General features: G+C 59.9%; 16 protein-coding genes and 1 pseudogene. 13 read left to right on the forward strand and 4 right to left on the reverse strand.

Going from position 1 to position 23,958, the window contains the following annotated elements; translation table 11 throughout:
- The first annotated feature begins 8 nt into the window (after positions 1-8).
- The gene (thiI, locus tag QOM10_RS01720) at positions 9-1,463 is read left to right on the forward strand and encodes a tRNA uracil 4-sulfurtransferase ThiI (protein ID WP_095047172.1); all 1,455 of its coding nucleotides are present in this window, start codon (positions 9-11) and stop codon (positions 1,461-1,463) included.
- Positions 1,464-1,602: 139 nt separating this feature from the next.
- Complete coding sequence (gene typA, locus QOM10_RS01725) at positions 1,603-3,423, forward strand: translational GTPase TypA (RefSeq protein ID WP_034153003.1); 1,821 nt, start codon at positions 1,603-1,605, stop codon at positions 3,421-3,423.
- A gap of 292 nt (positions 3,424-3,715) precedes the next feature.
- Here typA and QOM10_RS01730 read toward each other — a convergent pair whose 3' ends face one another.
- Positions 3,716-4,153: a YkgJ family cysteine cluster protein gene (locus QOM10_RS01730; RefSeq protein WP_008080573.1), complete on the reverse strand. Its 438-nt coding sequence runs from the start codon at positions 4,151-4,153 to the stop codon at positions 3,716-3,718.
- Between the two features lie 260 nt (positions 4,154-4,413).
- Between QOM10_RS01730 and QOM10_RS01735 the strand changes: the two genes are divergently transcribed.
- The 5 genes from QOM10_RS01735 to QOM10_RS01755 all read left to right on the forward strand — a co-directional run bounded on the left by QOM10_RS01735 (position 4,414) and on the right by QOM10_RS01755 (position 14,011).
- On the forward strand, positions 4,414-6,864 hold the full coding sequence (locus tag QOM10_RS01735; protein WP_150750172.1) for a glycogen/starch/alpha-glucan phosphorylase: 2,451 nt from the start codon (positions 4,414-4,416) through the stop codon (positions 6,862-6,864).
- Positions 6,865-7,118: 254 nt separating this feature from the next.
- Entirely contained in the window at positions 7,119-10,703 is a 3,585-nt protein-coding gene (locus QOM10_RS01740) for a DUF2339 domain-containing protein (RefSeq protein ID WP_316917481.1), read from the forward strand.
- On the forward strand, positions 10,700-12,064 hold the full coding sequence (locus QOM10_RS01745; protein ID WP_127925502.1) for a DUF3999 domain-containing protein: 1,365 nt from the start codon (positions 10,700-10,702) through the stop codon (positions 12,062-12,064). Before QOM10_RS01740 ends, QOM10_RS01745 begins: the two co-directional genes overlap by 4 nt.
- A 330-nt stretch (positions 12,065-12,394) precedes the next feature.
- Positions 12,395-13,405, forward strand: a complete 1,011-nt coding sequence (locus QOM10_RS01750) for a class 1 fructose-bisphosphatase (RefSeq protein WP_007909265.1) — start codon at positions 12,395-12,397, stop codon at positions 13,403-13,405.
- Between the two features lie 3 nt (positions 13,406-13,408).
- Positions 13,409-14,011: a DUF924 family protein gene (locus QOM10_RS01755; RefSeq protein WP_160037906.1), complete on the forward strand. Its 603-nt coding sequence runs from the start codon at positions 13,409-13,411 to the stop codon at positions 14,009-14,011.
- Between the two features lie 198 nt (positions 14,012-14,209).
- Here the strand turns inward: QOM10_RS01755 and QOM10_RS31185 are convergent, their stop codons facing one another.
- Both QOM10_RS31185 and QOM10_RS31190 read right to left on the reverse strand, forming a co-directional pair.
- On the reverse strand, positions 14,210-14,974 hold the full coding sequence (locus QOM10_RS31185; RefSeq protein WP_371920137.1) for a methyl-accepting chemotaxis protein: 765 nt from the start codon (positions 14,972-14,974) through the stop codon (positions 14,210-14,212).
- A 93-nt stretch (positions 14,975-15,067) separates the two neighbouring features.
- Positions 15,068-16,102, reverse strand: a pseudogene (locus QOM10_RS31190) (cache domain-containing protein); the annotation flags it as partial.
- A gap of 282 nt (positions 16,103-16,384) precedes the next feature.
- Between QOM10_RS31190 and QOM10_RS01765 the strand changes: the two are divergent.
- Both QOM10_RS01765 and QOM10_RS01770 read left to right on the forward strand, forming a co-directional pair.
- Positions 16,385-16,639, forward strand: coding sequence for a hypothetical protein (locus QOM10_RS01765; protein ID WP_003220802.1), 255 nt, complete (start codon positions 16,385-16,387; stop codon positions 16,637-16,639).
- Between the two features lie 30 nt (positions 16,640-16,669).
- Positions 16,670-17,239: a lipocalin family protein gene (locus QOM10_RS01770; protein ID WP_116029265.1), complete on the forward strand. Its 570-nt coding sequence runs from the start codon at positions 16,670-16,672 to the stop codon at positions 17,237-17,239.
- 123 nt (positions 17,240-17,362) lie between these two features.
- On the opposite strand, the gene QOM10_RS01775 is transcribed toward QOM10_RS01770, so the two are convergent.
- Positions 17,363-18,727 carry a formimidoylglutamate deiminase gene (locus QOM10_RS01775; RefSeq protein WP_316917482.1) on the reverse strand — a complete coding sequence of 455 codons (1,365 nt, stop codon included), beginning with the start codon at positions 18,725-18,727 and terminating at the stop codon, positions 17,363-17,365.
- A 146-nt stretch (positions 18,728-18,873) separates the two neighbouring features.
- Here QOM10_RS01775 and hutC point away from each other — a divergent pair, with 146 nt between their 5' ends.
- The 4 genes from hutC to QOM10_RS01795 all read left to right on the forward strand — a co-directional run bounded on the left by hutC (position 18,874) and on the right by QOM10_RS01795 (position 23,914).
- Complete coding sequence (gene hutC / locus QOM10_RS01780) at positions 18,874-19,584, forward strand: histidine utilization repressor (RefSeq protein ID WP_163013658.1); 711 nt, start codon at positions 18,874-18,876, stop codon at positions 19,582-19,584.
- A gap of 9 nt (positions 19,585-19,593) precedes the next feature.
- Positions 19,594-20,163 (forward strand): HutD family protein, encoded by a 570-nt coding sequence (locus QOM10_RS01785; RefSeq protein ID WP_316917483.1) that lies wholly within the window; start codon positions 19,594-19,596, stop codon positions 20,161-20,163.
- Positions 20,164-20,612: 449 nt separating this feature from the next.
- The gene (gene hutU / locus QOM10_RS01790; protein WP_095047181.1) at positions 20,613-22,295 is read left to right on the forward strand and encodes a urocanate hydratase; all 1,683 of its coding nucleotides are present in this window, start codon (positions 20,613-20,615) and stop codon (positions 22,293-22,295) included.
- A 146-nt stretch (positions 22,296-22,441) separates the two neighbouring features.
- Positions 22,442-23,914, forward strand: a complete 1,473-nt coding sequence (locus tag QOM10_RS01795; protein WP_102899542.1) for a purine-cytosine permease family protein — start codon at positions 22,442-22,444, stop codon at positions 23,912-23,914.
- Positions 23,915-23,958: the final 44 nt, after the last annotated feature.

Below are 23,958 nucleotides of genomic sequence, written 5' to 3' on the forward strand. Positions count from 1 at the left end.
CTGTTTTCATGAAACTAATCGTAAAAGTCTTCCCCGAGATCACCATCAAAAGCCGACCTGTCCGGACGAAGTTCATCCGCCAGCTGGCCAAGAACATCCGCACCGTGCTCCGCGACCTGGACCCGGCCGTGGTGGTGAACGGTGTGTGGGACAATCTCGAGCTGGAAACCCGCGTTACCGACCCCAAAGCCTTGAAAGAGATGGGTGAGCGCCTGACCTGCATGCCGGGCATCGCGCACTTCCTGCAGATCGACGAGTACCCGCTGGGCGACTTCGACGACATCACCGAGAAGTGCAAACAGCACTACGGCGATGCACTGGCCGGGAAGATTTTCTCGGTGCGCTGCAAGCGTGCCGGCAAGCACACCTTCAGCTCGATGGACGTCGAAAAATACGTCGGCAGCAAGCTGCGCCGTGAGTGCGGTGCCGCCGGTATCGACCTGAAAGCGCCGGAAATCGAAGTCCGTATCGAAGTTCGCGACAAACGGTTGTTCGTCATTCACAGCCAGCACAACGGCATCGGCGGCTACCCGCTCGGCGCCCTGGAGCAGACGCTGGTATTGATGTCCGGCGGCTTTGACTCGACGGTTGCGGCCTACCAGATCATTCGTCGCGGCCTGATGACGCACTTCTGCTTCTTCAATCTGGGCGGTCGTGCCCATGAATTGGGCGTGATGGAAGTCGCGCATTTCATCTGGAAGAAGTACGGCAGCTCGCAACGCGTGCTATTTGTCAGTGTTCCGTTCGAAGAAGTGTTGGGCGAAATTCTCGGCAAAGTCGATAACAGTCATATGGGCGTCGTATTGAAGCGTATGATGTTGCGCGCGGCCTCCAACATCGCCGACCGTCTGCACATCGAAGCGCTGGTCACCGGTGAGGCGATCTCCCAGGTGTCGAGCCAGACGCTGCCGAACCTGTCGGTGATCGACTGCGTGACCGACAAACTGGTCCTGCGTCCGCTGATCGTGGCGCACAAGCAGGACATCATCGACACGGCCAACGAGATCGGCACCGCCGATTTCGCCCGGCACATGCCGGAATACTGCGGCGTTATTTCGGTCAATCCGAAGACCGCCGCCAAACGCGGTCGCGTTGAGCACGAAGAGAAAGAATTCGACATGGCGGTCCTCGAGCGTGCGCTCGAAAACGCCAAACTGGTGCCGATCGATCGGGTGATCGACGAATTGGGCCAGGACGTACAGATTGAAGAAGTCAGCGAAGCACTGGCCGGCCAGATCGTGATCGACATCCGTCACCCGGATGCCGCCGAGGATGAGCCGCTGGAACTCGCTGGCGTAGAAGTACAGACGATGCCGTTCTACGCAGTGAACGCTCGTTTCAAGGAGCTGGATCCGACTCGCCAGTACCTGCTGTATTGCGACAAAGGCGTGATGAGTCGCCTGCATGCTCACCATTTGCTCAGTGAGGGGCATGCCAATGTGCGCGTTTATCGACCGAGCTAAGTGCCCGGGGCTGTTTGCCTGTGGCCTGCGTCACCGGCCCCCCGACACCGCCGTCAAGCTGTAACGGCCATGCCGGACACTACTGCTAATCGCTGCCAAGACTTGTCAGCAAACCGAATCCTCTGATCGAGATACACAAGTGATCGAAAATCTACGCAACATCGCCATCATTGCCCACGTTGACCATGGTAAAACCACCCTGGTAGACAAACTCCTGCGTCAATCCGGCACTCTGGAGCGCAACGAGCTCAACGACGAGCGCGTGATGGACTCCAACGACCAGGAAAAAGAGCGCGGTATTACCATTCTGGCGAAAAACACCGCCATCAACTGGAACGGCTACCACATCAACATCGTGGACACCCCGGGCCACGCCGACTTCGGCGGCGAAGTTGAACGCGTAATGTCGATGGTCGACTCCGTTCTGCTGCTGGTTGACGCTCAAGACGGCCCTATGCCGCAAACCCGTTTCGTGACCAAGAAGGCTTTCGAAGCCGGCCTGCGTCCGATCGTGGTAATCAACAAGGTTGACCGGCCAGGCGCGCGTCCGGACTGGGTTCTGGACCAGATCTTCGACCTGTTCGACAACCTCGGTGCTACCGAAGAACAACTGGACTTCCAGGTTGTTTACGCCTCGGCCCTGAACGGCATTGCCGGTCTGGATCACACCGCCATGGCTGAAGACATGACCCCGCTGTACCAAGCGGTAGTCGACCACGTTCCGCCTCCGGCTGTTGACCGTGATGGCGCGTTCCAGATGCAGATCTCCGCTCTGGACTACAACAGCTTCCTGGGTGTTATCGGCGTTGGCCGTATCGCTCGTGGCCGCGTCAAGCCGAACACCCCGGTTGTGGCGATCGGTGCCGACGGCAAGCGCCGTAACGGCCGTATCCTGAAACTGATGGGTCACCACGGTCTGCACCGCATCGACGTTGAAGAAGCTGCAGCAGGCGATATCGTTTGCATCAGCGGTATGGACTCGCTGTTCATCTCCGACACCCTGTGCCACCCGGACACTGTCGAGGCGATGAAGCCTCTGACCGTTGACGAGCCAACCGTTTCGATGACCTTCCAGGTAAACGACTCGCCATTCTGCGGTAAAGAAGGCAAGTTCGTGACGTCCCGTAACATCAAGGACCGTCTGGACAAAGAGCTGCTGTACAACGTTGCACTGCGCGTTGAAGAAGGCGACACCGCTGACAAGTTCAAGGTTTCCGGCCGTGGTGAGCTGCACCTCTCGGTATTGATCGAAACCATGCGTCGCGAAGGCTTCGAGCTGGCCCTGGGCCGTCCTGAAGTAATCATTCGTGAAGTGAACGGCGTTAAACAAGAACCGTTCGAAAACGTCACCATCGACATCCCTGAAGAAGCTCAGGGCAAGGTCATGGAAGAGATGGGTCTGCGTAAGGGCGACCTGAGCAACATGGTGCCGGATGGCAAAGGCCGTGTTCGTCTGGAATACAACATCCCTGCTCGCGGTCTGATCGGTTTCCGTAACCAGTTCCTGACCCTGACCAACGGTGCTGGCATCCTGACCTCGATCTTCGATCGCTACGACACCGTCAAGTCGGGCCACATGTCCGGCCGTCAGAACGGCGTTCTGGTTTCGGTTGAAACCGGCAAGGCACTGACCTACTCGCTGGAAACCCTGCAGGCTCGTGGCAAGCTGTTCGTAGAACACGGCCAGGAGATCTACAACGGTCAAATCGTTGGTCAGAACAGCCGCGACAACGACCTGGGTGTAAACCCGACCAAAGGCAAGAAGCTCGACAACATGCGTGCTTCGGGTAAAGACGAAACCATCGCTCTGGTTCCACCTGTTCGCTTCACCCTGGAACAGGCTCTGGAATACATCCAGGAAGACGAGCTGTGCGAAGTTACTCCTAAGTCCATCCGTCTTCGCAAGAAGATCCTGGACGAAAGCGAGCGTACCCGCGCTGCCAAGAAAGCCAAGGCGTAACTTAGCCCGAGCTTGAAAAAACGCCCCCGGTCGCGAGACCGGGGGCGTTTTTGTTTGTCTGGGGGAAAGCAGGTTGGGTCTTGAAGATCAAGAGCCCCTCACCCTAGCCCTCTCCCGGAGGGAGAGGGGACTGATTGGGGGATGTTTTAGAAATGCGTCGACCTGGTGGGGCTGTACCGAATCTATAATCGACTGGATTTTTCAGGTCGGTGTCAGGCGCAAGACACCTCGGTCGGCTTCCTCTCCCTCCGGGAGAGGGCTGGGCGGGCGGCGTTCCGATGAGGGTAAGCGTTTAAAACTTCTCGATCGCGCGGAAATTCTGCTCGCGCACGACTTCCTTCGGCTTGTACGCGCAATACCCCGGCCGCGGCCCGATCTTCGGGTGATTGCGGCAAGTGTCCGGGCGCTTGTCATAAATGGTGCACAGGCGGCTCTTACGATCCAGGTAGTAGCAATCGTTGTTGCTCATGCGCTGCAGGGTGAAGATGCCGGACTTCTGATTGAAACGTTCAACCAGGCCTTCCTTTTGCAGACGCTTGGCGATGTTCTTTGGCGGGTCACCCAGTTCGAACTCGTCGACCACACCGATGCGCACCAGATCCTTGATCTTTACCTCAACCGGCAGCGTGCAGCAGCTGGATATGCAGGAACCGCACATCGGGGCTGAGTATTTCGCCCACGTATCGAGACGATCGATCTCGGCGGCGGCAATCAGGTTGGGCTTCATCATCGGGAGTTACCAGGTGTGTATGCATCAGGGCGCGCGATCATACCGGGACTGGTGGATTTTTGAACAACCTTTCGCCAGATTTTTTCTGCGTGCAGGCACATTGCCGGACAATTCGGCACGGCCCCTGCATTCATTAGCTCACTCGCCAAGGTAATGCCGGGCTATCTCACAGTCTCGGGAAAAACTGCCGAACCAGAGCCGCTACCGTCGGTCAGACCGTCTAGGCTCAGACAATTCCCCGCTCGCTCGAGGTCCTATCGATGACTCAAGAACCACTAGTTCGCGAAGCAGAGGTGGCCGCATTTCGCGACGCCGTCCTGACCAAACTCACCTACGCCGTGGGCAAAGACCCCGATCACGCCTTCGACCATGACTGGTTCGAAGCCATTGCGTTGGCGGCGCGTGATCACATGGTCGAACACTGGATGGACCACACCCGGCAGATCTACCGCAAAGGTCAGAAACGGGTGTATTACCTCTCGCTGGAATTTCTTATCGGCCGTTTGCTCTACGACAGCCTGAGCAATCTTGGCCTGCTCGATGTGGCCCGCGAAGCGCTGACTGAACTCGGTGTTGATCTGGAGCGCATCCGTCTGCTGGAGCCCGATGCGGCGCTCGGCAACGGCGGCCTCGGTCGTCTGGCCGCATGCTTCATGGAAAGCATGTCGACTCTCGGCATCGCCGGTCACGGTTACGGCATTCGTTACGAACACGGCTTGTTCCGTCAGGCCATCGTTGACGGCTGGCAGCAGGAGCAGACCGAGCACTGGCTGGATTTCGGTAACCCGTGGGAGTTCGAGCGGCCGGAAGTGGTTTACACCATCGGCTTCGGTGGCAGCGTTGAAACCGTGACCGATGTCTCTGGTAAATCCAAGCAAGTCTGGTCGCCAGCAGAAACCGTTCGCGCCATTGCTTACGACACGCCGGTAGTCGGCTGGCGCGGGGCGAGCGTTAACACTTTGCGCCTGTGGCGTGCCCGCGCCATGGAAGATTTGCACCTGGAACGCTTCAACGCCGGTGACCACTTGGGCGCCGTTGCCGAAGTAGCCCGTGCCGAAAGCATCTCCCGCGTGCTTTACCCGGCGGACAGCACCGAAGCAGGGCAAGAGCTGCGCCTGCGCCAGGAATATTTCTTTGTCGCTGCGTCGCTGCAAGATCTGCTGCGTCGTCACCGCAATATGCACACCTCGGTGTTGACCTTGGGCGATCACGCGGCGATCCAGCTCAACGACACCCACCCCTCGATTGCCGTAGCCGAACTGATGCGCCAACTGGTCGACGTCTACGATGTAGCCTGGGATGCGGCGTGGCAAGTCACCGTCGACACGCTGTCGTACACCAACCACACGCTGCTGCCGGAAGCGCTGGAAACCTGGCCGGTGGGCCTGATGGAACGCATGCTGCCGCGGCACATGCAGATCATTTACCTGATCAACGCCCAGCACATCGACTCGCTGCGCGCCAAAGGCATTCATGATTTTGACGTGCTGCGTGCGGTGTCGCTGATCGAAGAGGACAACGGTCGCCGGGTGCGCATGGGCAACCTCGCTTTCCTCGGTTCGCACAGCGTCAATGGCGTGTCCGGATTGCACACGCAATTGATGCGCAAAACCGTGTTCGCCGAACTGCACAAGCTGTATCCGGAGCGGATCAACAACAAAACCAACGGCATTACCTTCCGCCGCTGGTTGTATCAGGCCAACTCTGAACTGACTTCGATGCTGGTCGACGCGCTCGGCCCGGATCTACTGGATAACCCCGAAGAGCGTCTGCTCGATCTCGAGCCGTTTGCCGAAAAAACTGCGTTCCGTAAAGCTTTTGCCGAACAACGGCTGCACAGCAAAAAAGCGCTGGCCTATCTGATTCACGAACGGCTGGGCATCGCGGTCAATCCGGCGGCGATGTTCGATGTGCAAGTCAAGCGGATCCACGAATACAAACGCCAGTTGCTCAACCTGATGCACACCGTGGCGTTGTATCAGGCGATTCGCGCCGAGCCGGAAGTCGACTGGGTGCCACGGGTGAAAATCTTCGCCGGTAAAGCCGCAGCGAGTTATCACCAGGCCAAACTGATCATCAAGCTGACCAACGATATCGCTCGAGTGGTGAACAACGATCCGACCGTGCGCGGCTTGCTGAAAGTGGTGTTCCTGCCCAACTACAACGTCAGCCTTGCAGAGAGCATCATTCCGGCGGCGGACTTGTCCGAGCAGATCTCCACTGCCGGCTTCGAAGCGTCGGGCACCAGTAACATGAAGTTCGGTCTCAATGGTGCACTGACCATCGGCACGCTGGACGGCGCCAACGTGGAAATGTGCGAGCGCATCGGTGCCGAGCACATGTTCATTTTCGGCCTCAGCGCGCAGCAGGTTGAAGCGCGTAAACAGAACCACGAGTTCAGCGCGTTGCCGGACATCGCCGCCTCCCATCGTCTGAACGATGTGCTGCAGGCGATCCGCAGCGGGGTGTTCTCGCCGGACGACACGTCGCGTTACACCGGGCTGATCGATTCGCTGGTGGATTACGACCGCTTTCTGGTCTGCGCCGACTTCGACTCGTATTGGGAAGCGCAGAAGCGGGTCGAAGCGCATTGGCACGACTCCAACAACTGGTGGCGTTCGGCGGTGCTCAACACGGCGCGGATGGGCTGGTTCTCCTCGGACCGGACGATTCGCGAGTACGCCACGGATATCTGGAAAGCGCTGGAGTAGTTTTTCGCGACAATTGTGTGCAAGGCCCAACGTTTGTTGGGCCGGATCGATATACTGAGCGCCGGTTACCGGCAGCGCCAGTCACCACCAATCCAATGTGGGAGCGAGCCTGCTCGCGAAGCGGTTGTCATGTTAAACAGAAATGTTGGCTGACAAACCGCTTTCGCGAGCAGGCTCGCTCCCACAGGGTTTGTGCCTAGACTGAAGCAATCGCCGGACTCGCCCCGTCTTGGGGCTGCTTAGGGATATCGACCATGCAATGGATGTTCATGTTGATCGGGCTGGCGCTCGGCTGGCTGCTCGACGAGTCGTTCAGTGATGCGCTATTAGGCGCGTTGCTCGGACTGGCTATCGGGCAGACGATCCGCATCGCGCGGCTTGGCTCGCTGGCGGCGGAGCAACAGCAGCAACTTGAGCAGGCGAAGGTCGCTTTGCAAGGCGTCGAGCAACGTCTGTTTTTGCTCGAAGGCGCGCCCCTTCATGCCGCGCCGCCACCGACTTCGGCGCCGGCCGCCGAACCTGTCGTCGAACCCCTCAAAGCAGTCGAAGAAGCCCCGGTCCCCGAACTGGTCTGGGAACTGCCGCCCGAACTCGAACCGATTTCCGCCGTCGCCAGTGAAACCAGTCAACCGCTGCCCGCTGATGTGTGGCGCCTCGACGCCGTCACGCCCGAACCGCAAACACCTGCCGAACCCCGTGGGCCGAACCTTATCGAGCGTGGCATCAGCGCCGCGCGCAATTGGTTGTTCGGCGGCAACACCGTGCTGCGCGTCGGCGTGGTGTTGCTGTTCTTCGGTCTGGCATTCCTGCTGCGCTACGCCACCGAAGGCATGGTTGTGCCGATCGAGGTACGTTACGCCGGTGTCGCGGCAGCCGCGTTGGGCCTGCTGGCGCTAGGCTGGTGGCTGCGGCGGCGCAACAGCAGTTACGCCTTGATGCTGCAAGGCACCGGGATTGCGGTGCTGTACCTGACGGTGTTCGCGGCGATGCGTCTGCATCCGTTGCTCGATCAGTCCGCAGCGCTGGGATTGTTGGTCGCGGTGACGGTATTTTCGGCGATTCTGGCGATCACCCAAGACTCGCTGGCGTTGGCTGCCGTCGCCGCATTGGGTGGATTCGCCGCACCGATCCTGACCTCGACCGGCGCCGGCAACCACGTCGCACTGTTCAGTTATTTCGCTTTGCTCAATGCCGGCATTCTCGCTATCGCCTGGTTCAAGGCCTGGCGCTTGCTCAACCTGATCGGCTTTGTCGGCACCTTCGGTATCGGCTTCGCCTGGGGCCTGCGTTCGTATGCGCCGGAGCTGTTGTGGAGCACCGAGCCGTTCCTGATTCTGTTCTTCCTGATGTACCTCGCTATCGGCCTGTTGTTTGCCCGGCGCAAATTGCTCGATATGTCTGACGCGCCGGCAGACAGCGACCGTGATGCCTTGCTGCACTGGTCGGCCCGCAAGGGCGATTATGTCGACGGGACGATGCTGTTCGGTCCGCCAATCATTGGTTTCGGTTTGCAGTTTGCGCTGGTGCAGCATCTGGAGTTTGCCGCGGCGTTCAGTGCGCTGGCGTTGGGCATGATCTACATGGTGCTGGCCAAGGTATTGATGGGCGGTCGTGCGGTGCTGCTGGGTGAAACCTGTCTGGCGCTCGGGGTGATTTTTGCCAGTCTGGCGATCCCGCTGGGGCTGGATGCGCGCTGGACCTCGGCGGCATGGGCGGTGGAAGGCGCGGGGATTTTCTGGCTCGGTCTGCGTCAGCATCGACCGTTCGCCCGGGCCTTTGCCTTGCTACTGCAACTGGGTTCCGCGTTAGCCTTCCTCAGTCAGTTGCGGGTTGGCGAAAGCAGTTTGCTCGACGGTGCTCCGCTGGGCGCGTTGATGCTGGGCTTCGCGTTGCTGTTCAGTTTCTACCAATTGCGCAAGGCTTCGCCGCAACAGGCCTCGCCCTGGGAGCGTCAAGGCTTGCCGGTGCTGGCGTGTCTGGGCCTGACCTTCCTTTATCTGCTGGCGCCGCTGTTCTTCTTCGTTCAGGCCACGGCGATCAGTTGGGCACTGGCCGGGTTGGTGACGTTGTTTGTCGGCCTGCGAATTCAGTCGCGCACGTTCCTGTTCACCGCGTTTGCCGTGCAGTTACTCGGTGGCGCACTGTTCTTGTTGCGCCTGCAAGGCGCGGGCGAAGACTCGGCGGCGGTGTTCAGCGCCGGTTGGAGTGGCTTGCTCAGCGCTTCGCTGATCGGTCTGGCGTTGATTGCCGGCATGCTGTTGGCGGCTCGCGATGAAATGGTGCGCGGCGACGTGCGTCTGCTGCGCGGTCTGTCGGTGGTGTTGTTGGCCGGTCTGGTGCTGATCAATCTCGCGGTGTTGTTTGTCCTGCCGTGGCAGACCGCGAGCGCGGTGTGGGCGGCCAGTGGCCTGCTGATCATCTGGCTGAGTCTGTACCTCAAGCAGCGTGTGAGTTTTGTTTTTGGTCTGCTATTGCAGGTGATTGGCGGCGCGGCGTTCTTGCTGGCCGGTCCGGAACTGCTCGGGCCGCTGTCCAGCGAAGGGCTGAAGCCTTTGGCCCATGGCGGATTCTGGACGCCGCTGGTGCTGGGGCTGGCGGCAATGATCGGTGCGTGGCGCCTGCAACTGGGCAATCACGCCTCGGCATTCGATGCGTTGAGTTTGCAGCGCTTGTCCGAAGTATTGCTGGTGTGGGGCGCGGGTTGGTGGGCGTTGGCGTGGGTCAGCGAGGTACTGCGTTTTGCTGCGCCGAATCTGCAAGGCACGTTGCTGCTCTTGGTTGCAGCCGTAAGCGTGGGGTTGTGGACTGTGTTGTCGCTACGTTTGAAATGGCCGGCGCTGGGCTTGCTCTGCACCTTGCTGATTCCGGCGGCGGCTCTTGTGCTGTTCGGCGCGTGGCATTCGCGTTATCACCCGGCAGCTGACTTCGGCTGGCTGGCATGGGCGGCGATATTCGCCGTGCATTTCTTCAGCTTGCGACGCTTGGCGCCGATGCTGCCGGCGCGCGCTTTGAGCACGGCACATGTGCTCGGCTGCTGGCTGCTGATCGGCGTGCTGGCGCTGGAATTTCGCTACGGCCTGCTGCTGTTGTCCGAGCAATACAACGCCTGGCGTTGGCTGGGTTGGGCGATTCTGCCAAGCGTTTACCTGCTGCTGGCAGCAGCACCGCGCAACTGGCCGTGGCCGGTCGCAGCGTTTGCCCGCGAGTACTGCTTGTATGCGGCTGTGCCGCTGGCGGTATTGATGCTGGCGTGGTTCTGGCTGGCCAATGGCGTCAGCGATGGTAATGCCGAGCCACTTCCTTACGTGCCGCTGCTCAATCCATTAGAGCTGGGTTTGTTGTTCGCCTTGTTCGGCGTCTATGTCTGGTCGCGCAGTGCGATTTCGCAGTTGTCGATTCGACAGGACTACGCCGATAACGCCACGCAATTGATTGCCGGGATTTCGCTGTTCGCCTTCTGCACCGCGCTGGTCACCCGCGCCGCGCACCATTGGGCCGGGATCCCGTTCGAGCTGGATACGCTGCTCGCCTCAATGCTGGTGCAGGCTGGCTTGTCGATCGTCTGGACGCTGATGGCGCTCGGGCTGATGATCGGCGGCCATCTGCGTCATCGCCGCGAAGTGTGGCTGATCGGCGCAGCATTGATTGCGCTGGTCGTGGCCAAACTGATTTTTGTCGAACTGAGCAACCGTGGCGGTCTCGCCCGGATCGTCTCGTTTATCGGCGTCGGAGTGTTGTTGCTGGTGGTCGGTTATTTCGCGCCGCTGCCGCCCAAGCGCGTCGATGCTGACCCGGCGGCGGACAAACCGGTCCCGGACACCGAAGGAGTTTCATCTTGAGTCGCATGCTGAATCTGGGTTGGTTGGCGTTGGGCGTGGTGATGGCGGCCGGCGCCCAGGAAAAACCGGCGGACTTCGCCACGCAGGTGCCGTTGTCGGTCAGTGGCAACGGCCCGTGGTACCGCCTCGAATTGCCGTTGAGCGTGCAATTGCAGGCACGCCAGACCGATCTCAGTGATCTGCGTGTGTTCAATGCCGCCGGCGAACCGCAGGCTTACGCCTTGGCGCGCGAGTCGGCGCAGACCCGCGACGACGGTCAGTTACATGAGGTGAAATGGTTCCCGCTGTACAACGCCGCTGACGCCAGTGAACGCGCGCCGAATGTGCGTGTGCAAGCGACCACCAACGGCACATTGGTCGAGGTGCAGCCGTCCAGTCAGTTGGAGGCGGGAGAAGAGATTCTGCGCGGCTGGCTGTTGGATGCGAGTGCGATCAAGGCGCCGTTGCAGCAGTTGATCCTCGACTGGACCAGCGAGCGCGACGGTTTTCAGCGCTTCAGCATTGAGGCCAGTGACGACCTGCAACATTGGCAGCCATGGGGCGAAGGGCAGGTGGCACGGCTGACCTTTTCCGATGAGCGCATCGAGCAGCATGAAGTGACATTGCCGGGGCAATCGGCGCGTTATGTGCGGCTGTTGTGGGAGTCGCCGAATTCGGCGCCGATCCTGACGGCGGCACAACTGAAAAGCAGTGATCCGCGCAATGTGCCGCTGCCGTTGGTCTGGTCGCAGGCAGTGGCCGGCAGCAGCACCAAGGCCGGGGAATACACCTGGCAGTTGCCGATGGGGCTGAATGTCGAGCGGGTGCAGGTCGAAATCAAACAACCGAACAGTCTGGCGCCGGTGACATTGTCGGGCCGACGTGAAAGCAGCTTGCCGTGGCAGGAACTGAGCAGCGGTCTGCTCTATCGCCTGACCCAGAATGGTCAGGACGTGGTGCAGAACGAATTGCAGCTCTACGGGCAGACCGTACAACAGTTGAAGCTGACGGTAGATGAGCGTGGCGGTGGTCTGGGCGAGCAGGCGCCAAGCGTGAAGTACGCGGTGCGAGCCACGCAGGTGATTTTCCTTGCACGGGGGGAGGGGCCGTACAGTTTGGCGTTGGGTAATCCGACGGTGAAAACGGCGAACTTGCCATTGGCGACGCTTATTCCCGATTTCAAACCGGAGAAGCTGGCTACGTTGGGTAAGGCGTCGGTGCAGGGTGCCGTGGTGGCTACGCAGACTTCGACGGCGACCACAGCGGCGGTGGCGGAGACCAACTGGAAGAAGATCGGCTTGTGGGCGGTGTTGTTGCTCAGCGTGGTTTTTCTCGGGGCGATGGCATTTAGCTTGTTGCGCAAGCCTCCCGCTAAATCTTGAAAGGGCGGGTGCTGCGCACCCGATCGCGAGCAGGCTCACTCCTACAGGGGATCGCATTTCTTCAGTTGGAATACTGTTAACTGTAGGAGTGAGCCTGCTCGCGATAGCGTTTTCCCAAACGACAAAAATCCAAAAACTGTCTCGATCACCTGCACCACCCGTCCCGAACCGGTCTACGCTAAACCCGCTACCTGAACTCTCCCCCGACAATCACGTCTCATACAGGCAAATACACCCCAACGCACGTTACCGGGCGTCTTCGCTCGCTACGGTTTCAGACTCCCTGTAAACTGCGCGGGTTTTTAGCCCCCCATTCCACCGGAGCCGTCCATGTCCCGCGTTACCCTGAGTCGCTATTTGATTGAGCAGACCCGCAGCAATAACACTCCTGCCGATCTGCGTTTCCTGATCGAAGTGGTGGCGCGTGCTTGCAAAGAAATCAGCCACGCCGTGTCCAAAGGCGCCCTGGGTGGTGTTCTGGGCAGCATGGGCACTGAAAACGTCCAAGGCGAAGTGCAGAAGAAGCTCGACGTGATCTCCAACGAAATCCTGCTCGAAGCCAACGAATGGGGCGGTCACCTGGCCGGCATGGCGTCCGAAGAAATGGACAATGCCTACCAGATCCCGGGCAAATACCCGAAAGGCGCGTACCTGCTGGTATTCGACCCACTGGACGGCTCGTCGAACATCGACATCAACGCCCCGGTCGGCACTATCTTCTCGGTACTGCGTTGCCCGAACGAATACCTGAGCCAGAACGAGCCGCTGAACGAAAAAGCGTTCCTGCAGCCAGGCACTCAGCAGGTTGCCGCCGGTTACGCGATCTACGGCCCGCAGACCATGCTGGTACTGACCTTGGGCGACGGCGTGAAAGGTTTCACCCTCGACCGCGAAATGGGCAGCTTCGTGCTGACTCACGAAGACATCACCATTCCTGAATCGACCCAGGAATTCGCCATCAACATGTCCAACCAGCGTCACTGGGAAGCCCCGGTACAACGCTACGTGGGCGAGCTGCTGGCCGGTGAAGAAGGTCCGCTGAAAAAGAATTACAACATGCGTTGGGTCGCGGCGATGGTTGCCGACGTACACCGCATCCTGACCCGTGGCGGTCTGTTCATGTACCCGCGCGACAGCCGTGAGCCATCCAAGCCAGGCAAACTGCGTCTGATGTACGAAGCCAACCCGATGTCGTTCCTGGTGGAACAAGCAGGCGGCGCGTCCACCGACGGTCATCAGCGTATTCTCGACATCCAGCCTGAAGGCCTGCACCAGCGCGTAGCAGTGTTCCTCGGCTCGAAAGAAGAAGTCGCACGCGCTACGGCCTACCACAAGGAATAAACCATGACCGCGCCCTGGCAGCCGTTGCTCGATTGGTGGTTCGGACACGCCGAATCCCCCGACGAGATATCGGCTGACAAGGGCAAGTTGTGGTTTGGCAAGCGAGACAGCCAAGACCTCGAAGCGCGTGAGCGTTTCGGGGTCTTTGTCGATCAGGCCATCGCTGGTGAATTGACCGAGTGGACGCAACGTCCCGAAGGTTGGCTGGCGGTGGTGCTACTGCTCGATCAACTGCCGCGAATGATCTTTCGTGATACTCCCAAAGCGTTCTCCGGTGATCTGCGCGCGCAGAAACTCGTCGCGCAAGGTATTGCCGCGGATTTCGATCGGCAGTTGAAGCCGATTCAGCGTGTATTCATTTATCTGGTGTTCGAACACTGCGAAAACCTCGCGGTGCAGAATGAGGCAGTTTCCCGGTTTATCGAACTGGTGGCTGAACAGCCGGAAGCGGAGCGCGCGGTGTTTGCCGACAATCTGGATTATGCCGAGCGGCATCAAAAGGTGATTGCGCGGTTTGGCCGGTTTCCGCATCGCAATGCGGTGTTGGGGCGGGAGTCTACGGCTGAGGAGTTGGTGTTTCTTTCTGAGCCGGGGTCGCGGTTTTAAGGGCTTGCCCTCACCCTAACCCTCTCCCGGGGGGAGAGGGGACTGACCGAGGTGGATGTTGTAGGTACATCGACTTGAGAGACCTGAGTCGAACTCAGGTTTTGAAAGGCCTGAAGATCTGCTCCCTTTCCCCCTCGCCCCCCTGGGGGCGGTCCGACGTTTCGGGAGGGCTGGGGTGAGGGGGTAAAGCCCTTGATCTTAAATGCGGAAACTACCCACCAATTGCTTCAACCGCGCCGCCTGCTGCTCCAGATCCGAGCACGCGCGCAACGTCGCCTGCAAGTTCTCCACACCTTCCTGATTCAGCGTGTTGATCTCGTTGATATCGACATTGATCGACTCGACCACTGCCGTCTGCTCTTCAGTCGCGGTGGCCACCGACTGGTTCATCCCGTCGATCTCGCCAATACGCTGAGTCACGCTGCCCAATCGCTCACCGGCCTGGTTGGCGATGCCGACGCTGCTTTCGCTCTCGCGCTGGCTCTCGGTCATGATGCTGACCGCCTGGCGCGCGCCGACTTGCAGCTCTTCGATCATCTTCTGCACTTGCTGCGCCGAATCCTGAGTGCGGTGCGCCAAGTTGCGCACTTCATCGGCGACCACGGCGAAACCACGACCGGCTTCACCGGCTCGTGCCGCTTCGATCGCAGCGTTGAGCGCGAGCAGGTTGGTCTGCTGGGAAATGCTGGTGATCACTTCGAGAATCTGGCCGATGTTCACCGTGTTGCTGTTCAGGGTTTCGATGTTGCCGCAGGAGTCGCTGATCTTCGCCGACAGCTGCTGCATGGCCTGGATGGTTTTATCCACAACCTGCTGACCGTCGACCGCAAGGCTGCGCGCGTCGCTGGAATGCTGCGAGGCGAGGGCGGCGTTCTGGGCGATTTCCTGGGCGGCGGCACCGAGCTGGTTGATCGCGGCAGCGACGCTGTTGGTGCGCGAGGCCTGCTGGTCGGAGTTGTACATCGACGAGTTCGACGCTGCGACGACACGCAGGGCGACTTCGTTGACCTGGCCGGTGGCCGACGATACTTCGCGAATCGAGGTGTGGATACGTTCGACGAAGCGGTTGAACGAGGTACCCAGCGCGCCGAATTCGTCGTTGCCGTGGATGACCAGACGCTTGGTCAAGTCGCCTTCACCTTCGGCGATGTCGTGCATCGCGCGGCCCATGGTCAGCAGTGGCTGCATCAGCACGCGGATCAGCATGCCGAGCAGGGCGATGATGATCACCACGGCAATGATCATGGCGATCAGCGCCGAGGTGCGGAATTCGCTGAGCATCGAGAACGCGGTGTCTTTATCGAGCACCAGCGCCACGTACCAATCGGCCGACGGCACGCCGTTGACGCGGGTGAAGGAGATCAGTTGGGTCTTGCCATCGAACTCGACTTCTTTCAGGCCCGGGCTGACTTTTGGCGCGCCATTCGGGTAGGCCTCGGCGAGGGTCTTGAGCACCAGTTTGCTGTCCGGGTGGATCAGGATCTTGCCGTCGGCACTGACGATGAATGCATGGCCGTGGCCACCGAAGTTCAGCGAGTTGATGATTGCGCTGACGCTGGTCAGATCGATGTCGGCACCGGCGACGCCGAGCATCTGGCCCTGGCGCTGCACCGGGGTGGCAACGGTGATCACCAGTTTGCCCGAGGACGCGGCGATGTACGGTTCGGTGACGATGGTCTGCTGCGCGCTGTTCGCTGCTTTGTACCAGCCGCGTGCACGTGGATCGTAGTCCGGCGCGCGGTTGCCGGCCGGTACCGAGAACATCACGCCGTCGGCTCCGCCGAAATAGCTGAGCTGGAAATTGCCGGTGTAGGCGGGCAGGTCGATGATGCGTTTCAGGCTGGCCGGGGCGTTGCCGTCGACGGCCACTTGCTGCGACAGCGATTGCAGCAACTGAATGCGACTTTCCAGCCAGGTCTGGATATTGCTGGTGGTCAGGCTGCCCAGCTCCTGCATCGACGCTTCGGTGCTCGTGCTCAAGGCTTCGCGCTGTCGATAGTCGTTGAAGAAAATGAAACAGGCGAACGCAACGGCCACCACGAGGGCGGCAGCCAACAAGATCTTGTGGCTGAATTTCATGTTTCTGGTCATCGAATGAGCTACCGCGAAGGGGCTGGTCAAGAAAGGGCGGCAATTTGCCACACTCGGGGGCTTTGCGCTGCTCTTATTTCGACCGCGGCGCGCCAAAGATTAGGCGTCTTTGGCGAAAGGCGACGAAATGCTCAATAGCCCTACAAAGTGTCTGATTTACCGGCAAATGCCAGACGGGCGGGCTAATAAATAGCCATTCCCCCACGGAACCAGATGAGGGTTTTCTCTTCTAAGCTTCTGGTTGGCACCATGCCATCCCCCCCTCGTTCCAGGAGTTACACCATGTCGCTGCGATCTATCGCCCTTCTGACGTTTTGCGTGCTGTTGGCCGCATGCAGCAAGGTCAATCAGGAAAACTACTCGAAGCTCTCGGCCGGCATGGCCAAGGCCGAAGTCGAGACCCTGCTCGGCAAGCCCACCGATTGCTCGGGCGCGCTCGGCATGTCCAGTTGCACCTGGGGCGACAAAAACAGCTTTATCAGCGTGCAGTACGCCGGTGACAAAGTGCTGATGTTTTCCGGCCAAGGCCTGAAGTAAACCGGGGCTTCGCGCCCACGGAGAAAAAAAATGAAGCGGTTATTGCTGATCCTTTTTGCCGGCCTGGTACTGGCCGGCTGCGCCAGTTCCGGCGTCGACCCGTTGGCGCCGAAAACCGTCAACAGCGTCAATCTCAAGCGTTATCAGGGCACCTGGTATGAACTGGCGCGCTTGCCGATGTACTTCCAGCGCAATTGCGCGCAATCCGAAGCCCATTACACCCTCAAGCCTGACGGTAATGTCGCGGTGCTCAATCGCTGCCTGACCCCGGACTGGCAATGGGAAGAAGCCAAGGGCACGGCTTATCCACAGGTGCCGGGCAAGACCGACAAGCTCTGGGTCGAATTCGATACCTGGTTCTCGCGTCTGATTCCGGGTGTGGCGAAAGGTGAATACTGGGTGTTGTACGTCAGCGATGACTACAAGACCGCCATCGTCGGCGACCCGAGTCGCAAGTACATGTGGTTGCTGTCGCGCACGCCGACCGTCAACGGTGTGGTGCGTGAAGAGCTGCTGAGCAAGGCGCGTCAGCAGGGCTATGACACCACGCGCTTGATCTGGCGCGCGTCGGATCGGCAGATGGCCAAGACCTCGAATTAATCACCCATCCTGATCGCTCCCACGCTCCGCGTGGGAGTGTCTCAATGGACGCTCTGCGTCCGCTTGTGGGACGCAGAGCGTCCCGGGCTGCATTCCCACGCAGAGCGTGGGAACGATCAGCTGTCAGCCGAGGAGGTCGCGCAGAACCTGGGTGAAGGCACGAGCACTGTCCTCTTCCCCTGCATGCCGGCCATCGCGCACTACCCACTGGCCATTGACCAACACATCGCGGACCTGCCGATCCCCTCCGGCAAACAACCAGCGATTCAAAATCCCGTCACCCGTAGCCGTCGCCAGATACGGATCGCTGCCATCGAGCACAATCCAGTCCGCCCGCTTGCCAACTTCCAGCGCACCAACCGGCTGACCCATCGCCTGCGCACCACCGTCCAGCGCCGCGTCATACAGCGTGCGCCCAACCATCGGCTGATCCGCGCCATACAAACGATTACGGCGCTGATCACGCAGACGCTGGCCGTATTCCAGCCAACGCAATTCCTCCACCACGCTCAGCGACACATGGCTGTCGGAACCGATGCCCATGCGCCCGCCCTGAGCGAGGAAATCTACTGCCGGGAAAATCCCGTCACCCAGGTTCGCTTCGGTGGTCAGGCACAGGCCGGCAATGGCGCGACTCTTGGCCATCAGCGTGACTTCTTCCGGATTGGCGTGGGTCGCGTGCACCAGGCACCAGCGCTGATCGACTTCGGTATTTTCGTACAGCCATTGCAGCGGACGCCGACCGCTCCAGCTCAGGCAGTCGTCGACTTCTTTCTGTTGTTCGGCGATGTGGATGTGAATCGGGCATTGCTTGTCGCTGGCCGCCAAGACTTCGCTGATCTGCTGCGGCGTGACCGCGCGCAACGAGTGGAAGCAAAGGCCCAGCGACTGCGCCTTTTGCTGCGCCAGTAACGGCTGCAAACGCGATTGCAGATTCAGGTAATTTTCGGTGCTGTTGATGAAGCGGCGCTGGCCGTCACTCGGCGTCTGGCCGCCAAAACCGGAGTGGCTGTAGAGCACCGGCAACAGGGTCAGACCGATGCCGCTTTCACTCGCCGCCTGACTGATGCGCAACGCCAGCTCAGCCGGATCGGCATACGGCTGACCATTGCTGTCGTGATGCACGTAATGAAATTCGGCCACCGATGTGTAACCGGCCTTGAGCATTTCGATGTACAGCTGACGGGCAATGACGCCGAGCTGATCCGGGCTGATTTTTCCGACGAGCCGATACATCAGATCGCGCCACGTCCAGAAACTGTCGTTCGGGTTGCCGGCCACTTCGGCCAGACCCGCCATCGCTCGCTGGAAGGCGTGGGAGTGCAAATTAGGCATGCCCGGCAACAGCGGGCCGCTCAGCCGTTCGGCGTCATCTGCGGTGGAATCGGCCTGAATTTTAGTCAGCAGGCCATCGGCGCTGACCTCAAGACGTACATTGTTGGCCCATCCGTTAGGCAGCAGTGCGCGTTCGGCAAAGAAGGCGGACATGGTTCAGCACCCCATCGTGTGTTATTTGTATATACATATACAGACGTTTGCCTGCCCGGTAAACTCCGGCAAGCTAGCAACCTTCATCCAATGAACAGGGATCAACCGTGCCGACTCCGCCTCCAGTCTCCCCGTTGGCCGCGAACATGGGCGACAGTCCGGCGCCCTTGTACGCCCGCGTCAAACAGATGATCACCCAGCAGATCGACAGCGGAAACTGGCCGCCGCACTACCGCGTGCCGTCCGAGAGCGAGCTGGTCAATCAACTCGGTTTCAGCCGCATGACCATCAACCGCGCGCTGCGCGAGATGACCGCTGATGGTCTGTTGGTGCGCATGCAAGGCGTCGGCACTTTCGTCGCCGAACCGAAGAGTCAGTCCGCGTTGTTCGAAGTGCACAACATCGCCGACGAGATCGCCTCCCGTGGCCATCGCCACACCTGCCAGGTCATCACCCTCGAAGAGGAGGCCGCCGGTTCCGAGCGCGCACTGGCGCTGGATATGCGCGAAGGGCAGAAGGTCTTTCATTCGTTGATCGTGCATTACGAAAACGATATTCCGGTGCAAATCGAAGACCGCTTCGTCAACGCGCTGGTCGCCCCGGAATACCTCAAGCAGGATTTCACCCTGCAAACGCCTTACGCCTATCTCAATCAGGTCGCGCCGCTGACCGAAGGCGAGCACGTGGTTGAAGCGATCCTCGCTGAGCCGTCCGAATGCAAGTTGCTGCAGATTGAAAAGGGCGAGCCGTGCCTGCTGATTCGTCGCCGCACGTGGTCGGGGCGTCAGCCGGTGACCGCAGCACGATTGATTCACCCGGGTTCCCGTCACCGTCTGGAAGGACGGTTTCATAAATAGAGAGCATAAATGAATGGTTTGAAGGTTTTACGCGCCGAGGGCTACCCGCGCATGCCGTGGAAAAACGGCGGCGGCAGCACTGAAGAAATCACCCGTGATGCCGGTGCCGGGCTGGACGGTTTTGGCTGGCGCCTATCGATTGCCGACATCGCCGAATCCGGTGGTTTCTCGACATTCGCTGGCTATCAGCGAGTGATTACGGTGTTGCAGGGTGATTGCATGACCCTGTGCGTCGACGGTGACGATACGCGACCATTGTTACCGCTCGACCCGTTCGCCTTCAGTGGCGAGAGCCAGGTGTCGTGCACGCTGCTTGGCGGCGCAATTCGCGACTTCAATCTGATTTACGCCCCGCAGCGTTACAGCGCGCGGTTGCAGTGGCTGGACGGTGAGCAGCGGCTCTTCAGTTCGGCCGGTACGGTGTTGGTGTTCAGTGTCAGTGAGCTGTTGGACGTTCAGGTCGGTGACACTGCATCGCAACTCGGTCGCCATGATTGCCTGCAATTGGACGGTAACGCCGGGTTGGTCGAAGTCTCCGTCAATGCGGGTTGCTGTGTCATTGAACTGACTGCACGCTGATTCCGAAATCTTAAAAGATCGCAGCCTTCGGCAGCTCCTACAGGGTGTACATCAAACCCAATGTAGGAGCTGCCGAAGGCTGCGATCTTTTGCTTTTGGGGTGTTCCCAACCCACGCACCAACTTGTTACCGAACGCCCCAGCGTGGCGCAAAACCACGCTCACGTAACAAAGTCCCTTCGGCATAAATCATCCCCACGAAAAATTTCATCGACGCCCGAACCCTTGATTCAGGTGCCCTCCAGCCCTGCGCGTAATTTTTCTTGAATACCCCTCCAACAAGTTGGCCGCTTGATTGCATATGCTTGTATGTACAAGTAAAGACGTATGCGTATGAGTCGCTCGAGACTCTCCGCAGCGTCCACTGATTCGCTTGTCGCGCATCGAAGCGCACAGGCTGCTTGCCCACTGCCAGGGTTGGTTTGAATTGATCGCTGAGGAGTCTTTTTCGTGACTGACAATAAGCCTACAAAGTTTCGCAACGTTGAGATCCGCGCTGCCCGCGGCAACAAGCTGACCGCCAAGAGCTGGCTGACCGAAGCACCGCTGCGCATGCTGATGAACAACCTCGACCCGGAAGTCGCCGAGAACCCGAAAGAGCTGGTGGTTTACGGTGGTATCGGTCGCGCCGCGCGTAACTGGGAGTGCTACGACAAGATCGTCGAAAGCCTGACCAACCTGAATGACGACGAGACCCTGCTGGTGCAATCCGGCAAGCCGGTCGGCGTGTTCAAGACGCACAGCAATGCCCCGCGTGTACTGATCGCCAACTCCAACCTCGTCCCACACTGGGCGAGCTGGGAGCACTTCAACGAACTCGACGCCAAAGGCCTGGCCATGTACGGCCAGATGACTGCCGGCAGCTGGATCTACATTGGCAGCCAGGGCATCGTCCAAGGTACTTACGAAACTTTCGTCGAGGCCGGTCGCCAGCACTACAACGACAACCTCACCGGCAAGTGGGTGTTGACCGCTGGCCTCGGTGGCATGGGCGGCGCACAACCTCTGGCGGCAACCCTGGCCGGCGCTTGCTCGCTGAACATCGAATGCCAACAAGTGAGCATCGATTTCCGTCTGAAAAGCCGTTACGTCGACGAGCAAGCCAAAGACCTCGACGACGCGCTGGCGCGCATCGACAAATACACCAAGGAAGGCAAGGCGATCTCCATCGCCCTGCTGGGTAACGCCGCAGAAATTCTGCCGGAACTGGTCAAGCGTGGCGTGCGCCCGGACATGGTCACCGACCAGACCAGCGCCCATGACCCGCTCAACGGTTACCTGCCGGCCGGCTGGACCTGGGACGAATACCGCGCTCGCGCCAAGACCGAACCGGCCGCTGTGATCAAAGCCGCCAAGCAGTCGATGGCCGTGCACGTCAAAGCCATGCTGGAATTCCAGAAGCAAGGCATTCCGACCTTCGACTACGGCAACAACATCCGTCAGATGGCGCAGGAAGAAGGCGTCGAAAACGCCTTCGACTTCCCGGGTTTCGTACCGGCTTACATCCGTCCGCTGTTCTGCCGTGGCATCGGCCCGTTCCGTTGGGCGGCGCTGTCCGGCGATCCGCAAGACATCTACAAAACCGACGCCAAGGTCAAAGAGCTGATCCCCGACGACGCGCACCTGCACAACTGGCTGGACATGGCCCGCGAGCGCATCAGCTTCCAGGGTCTGCCGGCACGTATCTGCTGGGTCGGCCTGGGCCTGCGCGCCAAGCTCGGCCTGGCCTTCAACGAAATGGTCCGCAGCGGTGAGCTGTCGGCGCCGATCGTGATCGGTCGCGACCACCTCGACTCCGGCTCGGTCGCCAGTCCGAACCGTGAAACCGAATCGATGCAGGACGGTTCTGACGCCGTGTCCGACTGGCCATTGCTCAACGCACTGCTCAACACCGCGAGCGGCGCGACCTGGGTTTCCCTGCACCACGGCGGCGGCGTCGGCATGGGCTTCTCGCAGCACTCGGGCATGGTGATTGTCTGCGACGGTACTGACGAAGCGGCCGAGCGTATTGCGCGCGTGCTGCACAACGACCCGGCTACTGGCGTTATGCGTCACGCCGATGCCGGTTACCAGATCGCCATCGACTGCGCCAAGGAACAGGGCCTGAACCTGCCGATGATTACCGGAAAGTAATGCTTTCCCCTGTAGGAGTGAGCCTGCTCGCGATAAGGCCGGCACATTCAGCAAATGTGCTGACTGACCCACCGCAATCGCGAGCAGGCTCACTCCTACAAAAGCCAAAAAGAACAAAACCCGGAACAATCCACAGAGGTTGAATCATGGCTGTCAACACCGATCGTGCAAGCAACAAACCGTTGATCGAAAGGCGTTCGATCGACTACATCCCGGAAGCGGAAAGACACGGTCGTCTGTTTAGCCAGTTCACCCTGTGGATGGGGGCAAATCTGCAAATCACCGCGATTGTCACCGGGGCCTTGGCCGTGGTGCTGGGCGGTGATGTGTTCTGGTCGTTGATCGGTCTGTTGATCGGCCAATTGCTCGGCGGCGGAGTGATGGCGTTGCATGCTGCGCAAGGGCCGAAACTGGGCCTGCCGCAGATGATCTCCAGTCGCGTGCAGTTTGGCGTTTATGGTGCGGCGATCCCGATTGTGCTGGTGTGCCTGATGTACCTGGGTTTCACCGCAACGGGGACGGTGCTTTCCGGTCAGGCGCTGGGTCAGTTGTTTAACGTCAGTGACAGCGTCGGCATCCTGATTTTTGCCAGCGTCATCGTGCTGGTCACAGTGCTCGGTTATCGGGTGATCCACTGGATCGGCCGTGTCGCCAGCGTGATTGGCGTGATCGCTTTCGTGTTCCTGTTCTGGCGGCTGATGAGCCAGACCGACGTCGGCGCACTTCTGCAAATCCGTCATTTCAGTTGGAGCAGCTTCCTCCTCGCGGTGTCGCTTGCGGCGTCCTGGCAGATCGCTTTCGGCCCCTACGTGGCTGACTATTCCCGTTACCTGCCGAGCAATACTTCGGCGGTAAAAACCTTCTTCGCCGCCGGTGCCGGTTCGGTGGTCGGCGCGCAAGTGGCGATGATCCTCGGTGTGTTCGCCGCAGCTTCAGCCAACGGCCAGTTCGCCGGTCACGAAGTTGCCTACATCGTCGGCCTGGGCGGCACCGGTGCCACCGCCGCGCTGCTGTACTTCAGCATCGCGTTCGGCAAGGTGACCATCTCGACGCTGAACTCCTACGGCAGCTTCATGTGCATCGCGACCATCATCAGTGGTTTCAAGGGGCACCTGACCGTTACGCGCATGCAGCGTCTGGTATTCGTGCTGGTGATTGTCGGCGCAGCGACCCTGATCGCGTTGCTCGGTCAGCACTCGTTCCTCGGTGCGTTTAAGTCTTTCATCCTCTTCCTGCTCGCCTTCTTCACCCCGTGGAGCGCGATCAACCTGGTGGATTACTACTGCATCACCCGTGAGCGTTACGACGTGCCGGCGCTGGCCGATCCGAACGGCCGCTACGGTCGCTGGAACCTGCTCGGTATCAGCGTCTATGTGTTCGGCGTGCTGGTGCAGCTGCCGTTCATCTCCACCAAGTTCTATACCGGCCCGCTGGTGTCCGCCCTCGGTGATGTGGACATTTCCTGGATCATCGGCCTGGTGCTGCCGGCCGTCGTCTACTACCTGTGCGCAAAAAAATGGCACAGCGCGGTACCCGATCAACTGATTCTGCCGGTCGAGCAGAACAGCGTTGTACAACCTAAAACAAGCGGGGCCGGTCGCGCTGCGGCGCAGGCCTGATTTGGACGTGGACAGGGCTGGATGCCTCTTGACTGCCGTAAGCC

Source organism: Pseudomonas sp. P108 (genome assembly GCF_032613195.1).
GTDB lineage: Bacteria > Pseudomonadota > Gammaproteobacteria > Pseudomonadales > Pseudomonadaceae > Aquipseudomonas.

What these genes read in the sequence shown, in the direction of transcription:
- hutC (WP_163013658.1), top strand. Translation starts at nt 18,874, where the DNA reads ATGGGCGACAGTCCGGCGCCCTTGTACGCCCGCGTCAAACAGATGATC.
- QOM10_RS01765 (WP_003220802.1), top strand. Translation starts at nt 16,385, where the DNA reads ATGTCGCTGCGATCTATCGCCCTTCTGACGTTTTGCGTGCTGTTGGCC.
- QOM10_RS01775 (WP_316917482.1), bottom strand. Translation starts at nt 18,727, where the DNA reads ATGTCCGCCTTCTTTGCCGAACGCGCACTGCTGCCTAACGGATGGGCC.
- QOM10_RS31185 (WP_371920137.1), bottom strand. Translation starts at nt 14,974, where the DNA reads ATGTACAACTCCGACCAGCAGGCCTCGCGCACCAACAGCGTCGCTGCC.
- QOM10_RS01735 (WP_150750172.1), top strand. Translation starts at nt 4,414, where the DNA reads ATGACTCAAGAACCACTAGTTCGCGAAGCAGAGGTGGCCGCATTTCGC.
- QOM10_RS01770 (WP_116029265.1), top strand. Translation starts at nt 16,670, where the DNA reads ATGAAGCGGTTATTGCTGATCCTTTTTGCCGGCCTGGTACTGGCCGGC.
- QOM10_RS01785 (WP_316917483.1), top strand. Translation starts at nt 19,594, where the DNA reads ATGAATGGTTTGAAGGTTTTACGCGCCGAGGGCTACCCGCGCATGCCG.
- QOM10_RS01750 (WP_007909265.1), top strand. Translation starts at nt 12,395, where the DNA reads ATGTCCCGCGTTACCCTGAGTCGCTATTTGATTGAGCAGACCCGCAGC.
- thiI (WP_095047172.1), top strand. Translation starts at nt 9, where the DNA reads ATGAAACTAATCGTAAAAGTCTTCCCCGAGATCACCATCAAAAGCCGA.
- QOM10_RS01755 (WP_160037906.1), top strand. Translation starts at nt 13,409, where the DNA reads ATGACCGCGCCCTGGCAGCCGTTGCTCGATTGGTGGTTCGGACACGCC.
- QOM10_RS01730 (WP_008080573.1), bottom strand. Translation starts at nt 4,153, where the DNA reads ATGATGAAGCCCAACCTGATTGCCGCCGCCGAGATCGATCGTCTCGAT.
- QOM10_RS01795 (WP_102899542.1), top strand. Translation starts at nt 22,442, where the DNA reads ATGGCTGTCAACACCGATCGTGCAAGCAACAAACCGTTGATCGAAAGG.
- QOM10_RS01740 (WP_316917481.1), top strand. Translation starts at nt 7,119, where the DNA reads ATGCAATGGATGTTCATGTTGATCGGGCTGGCGCTCGGCTGGCTGCTC.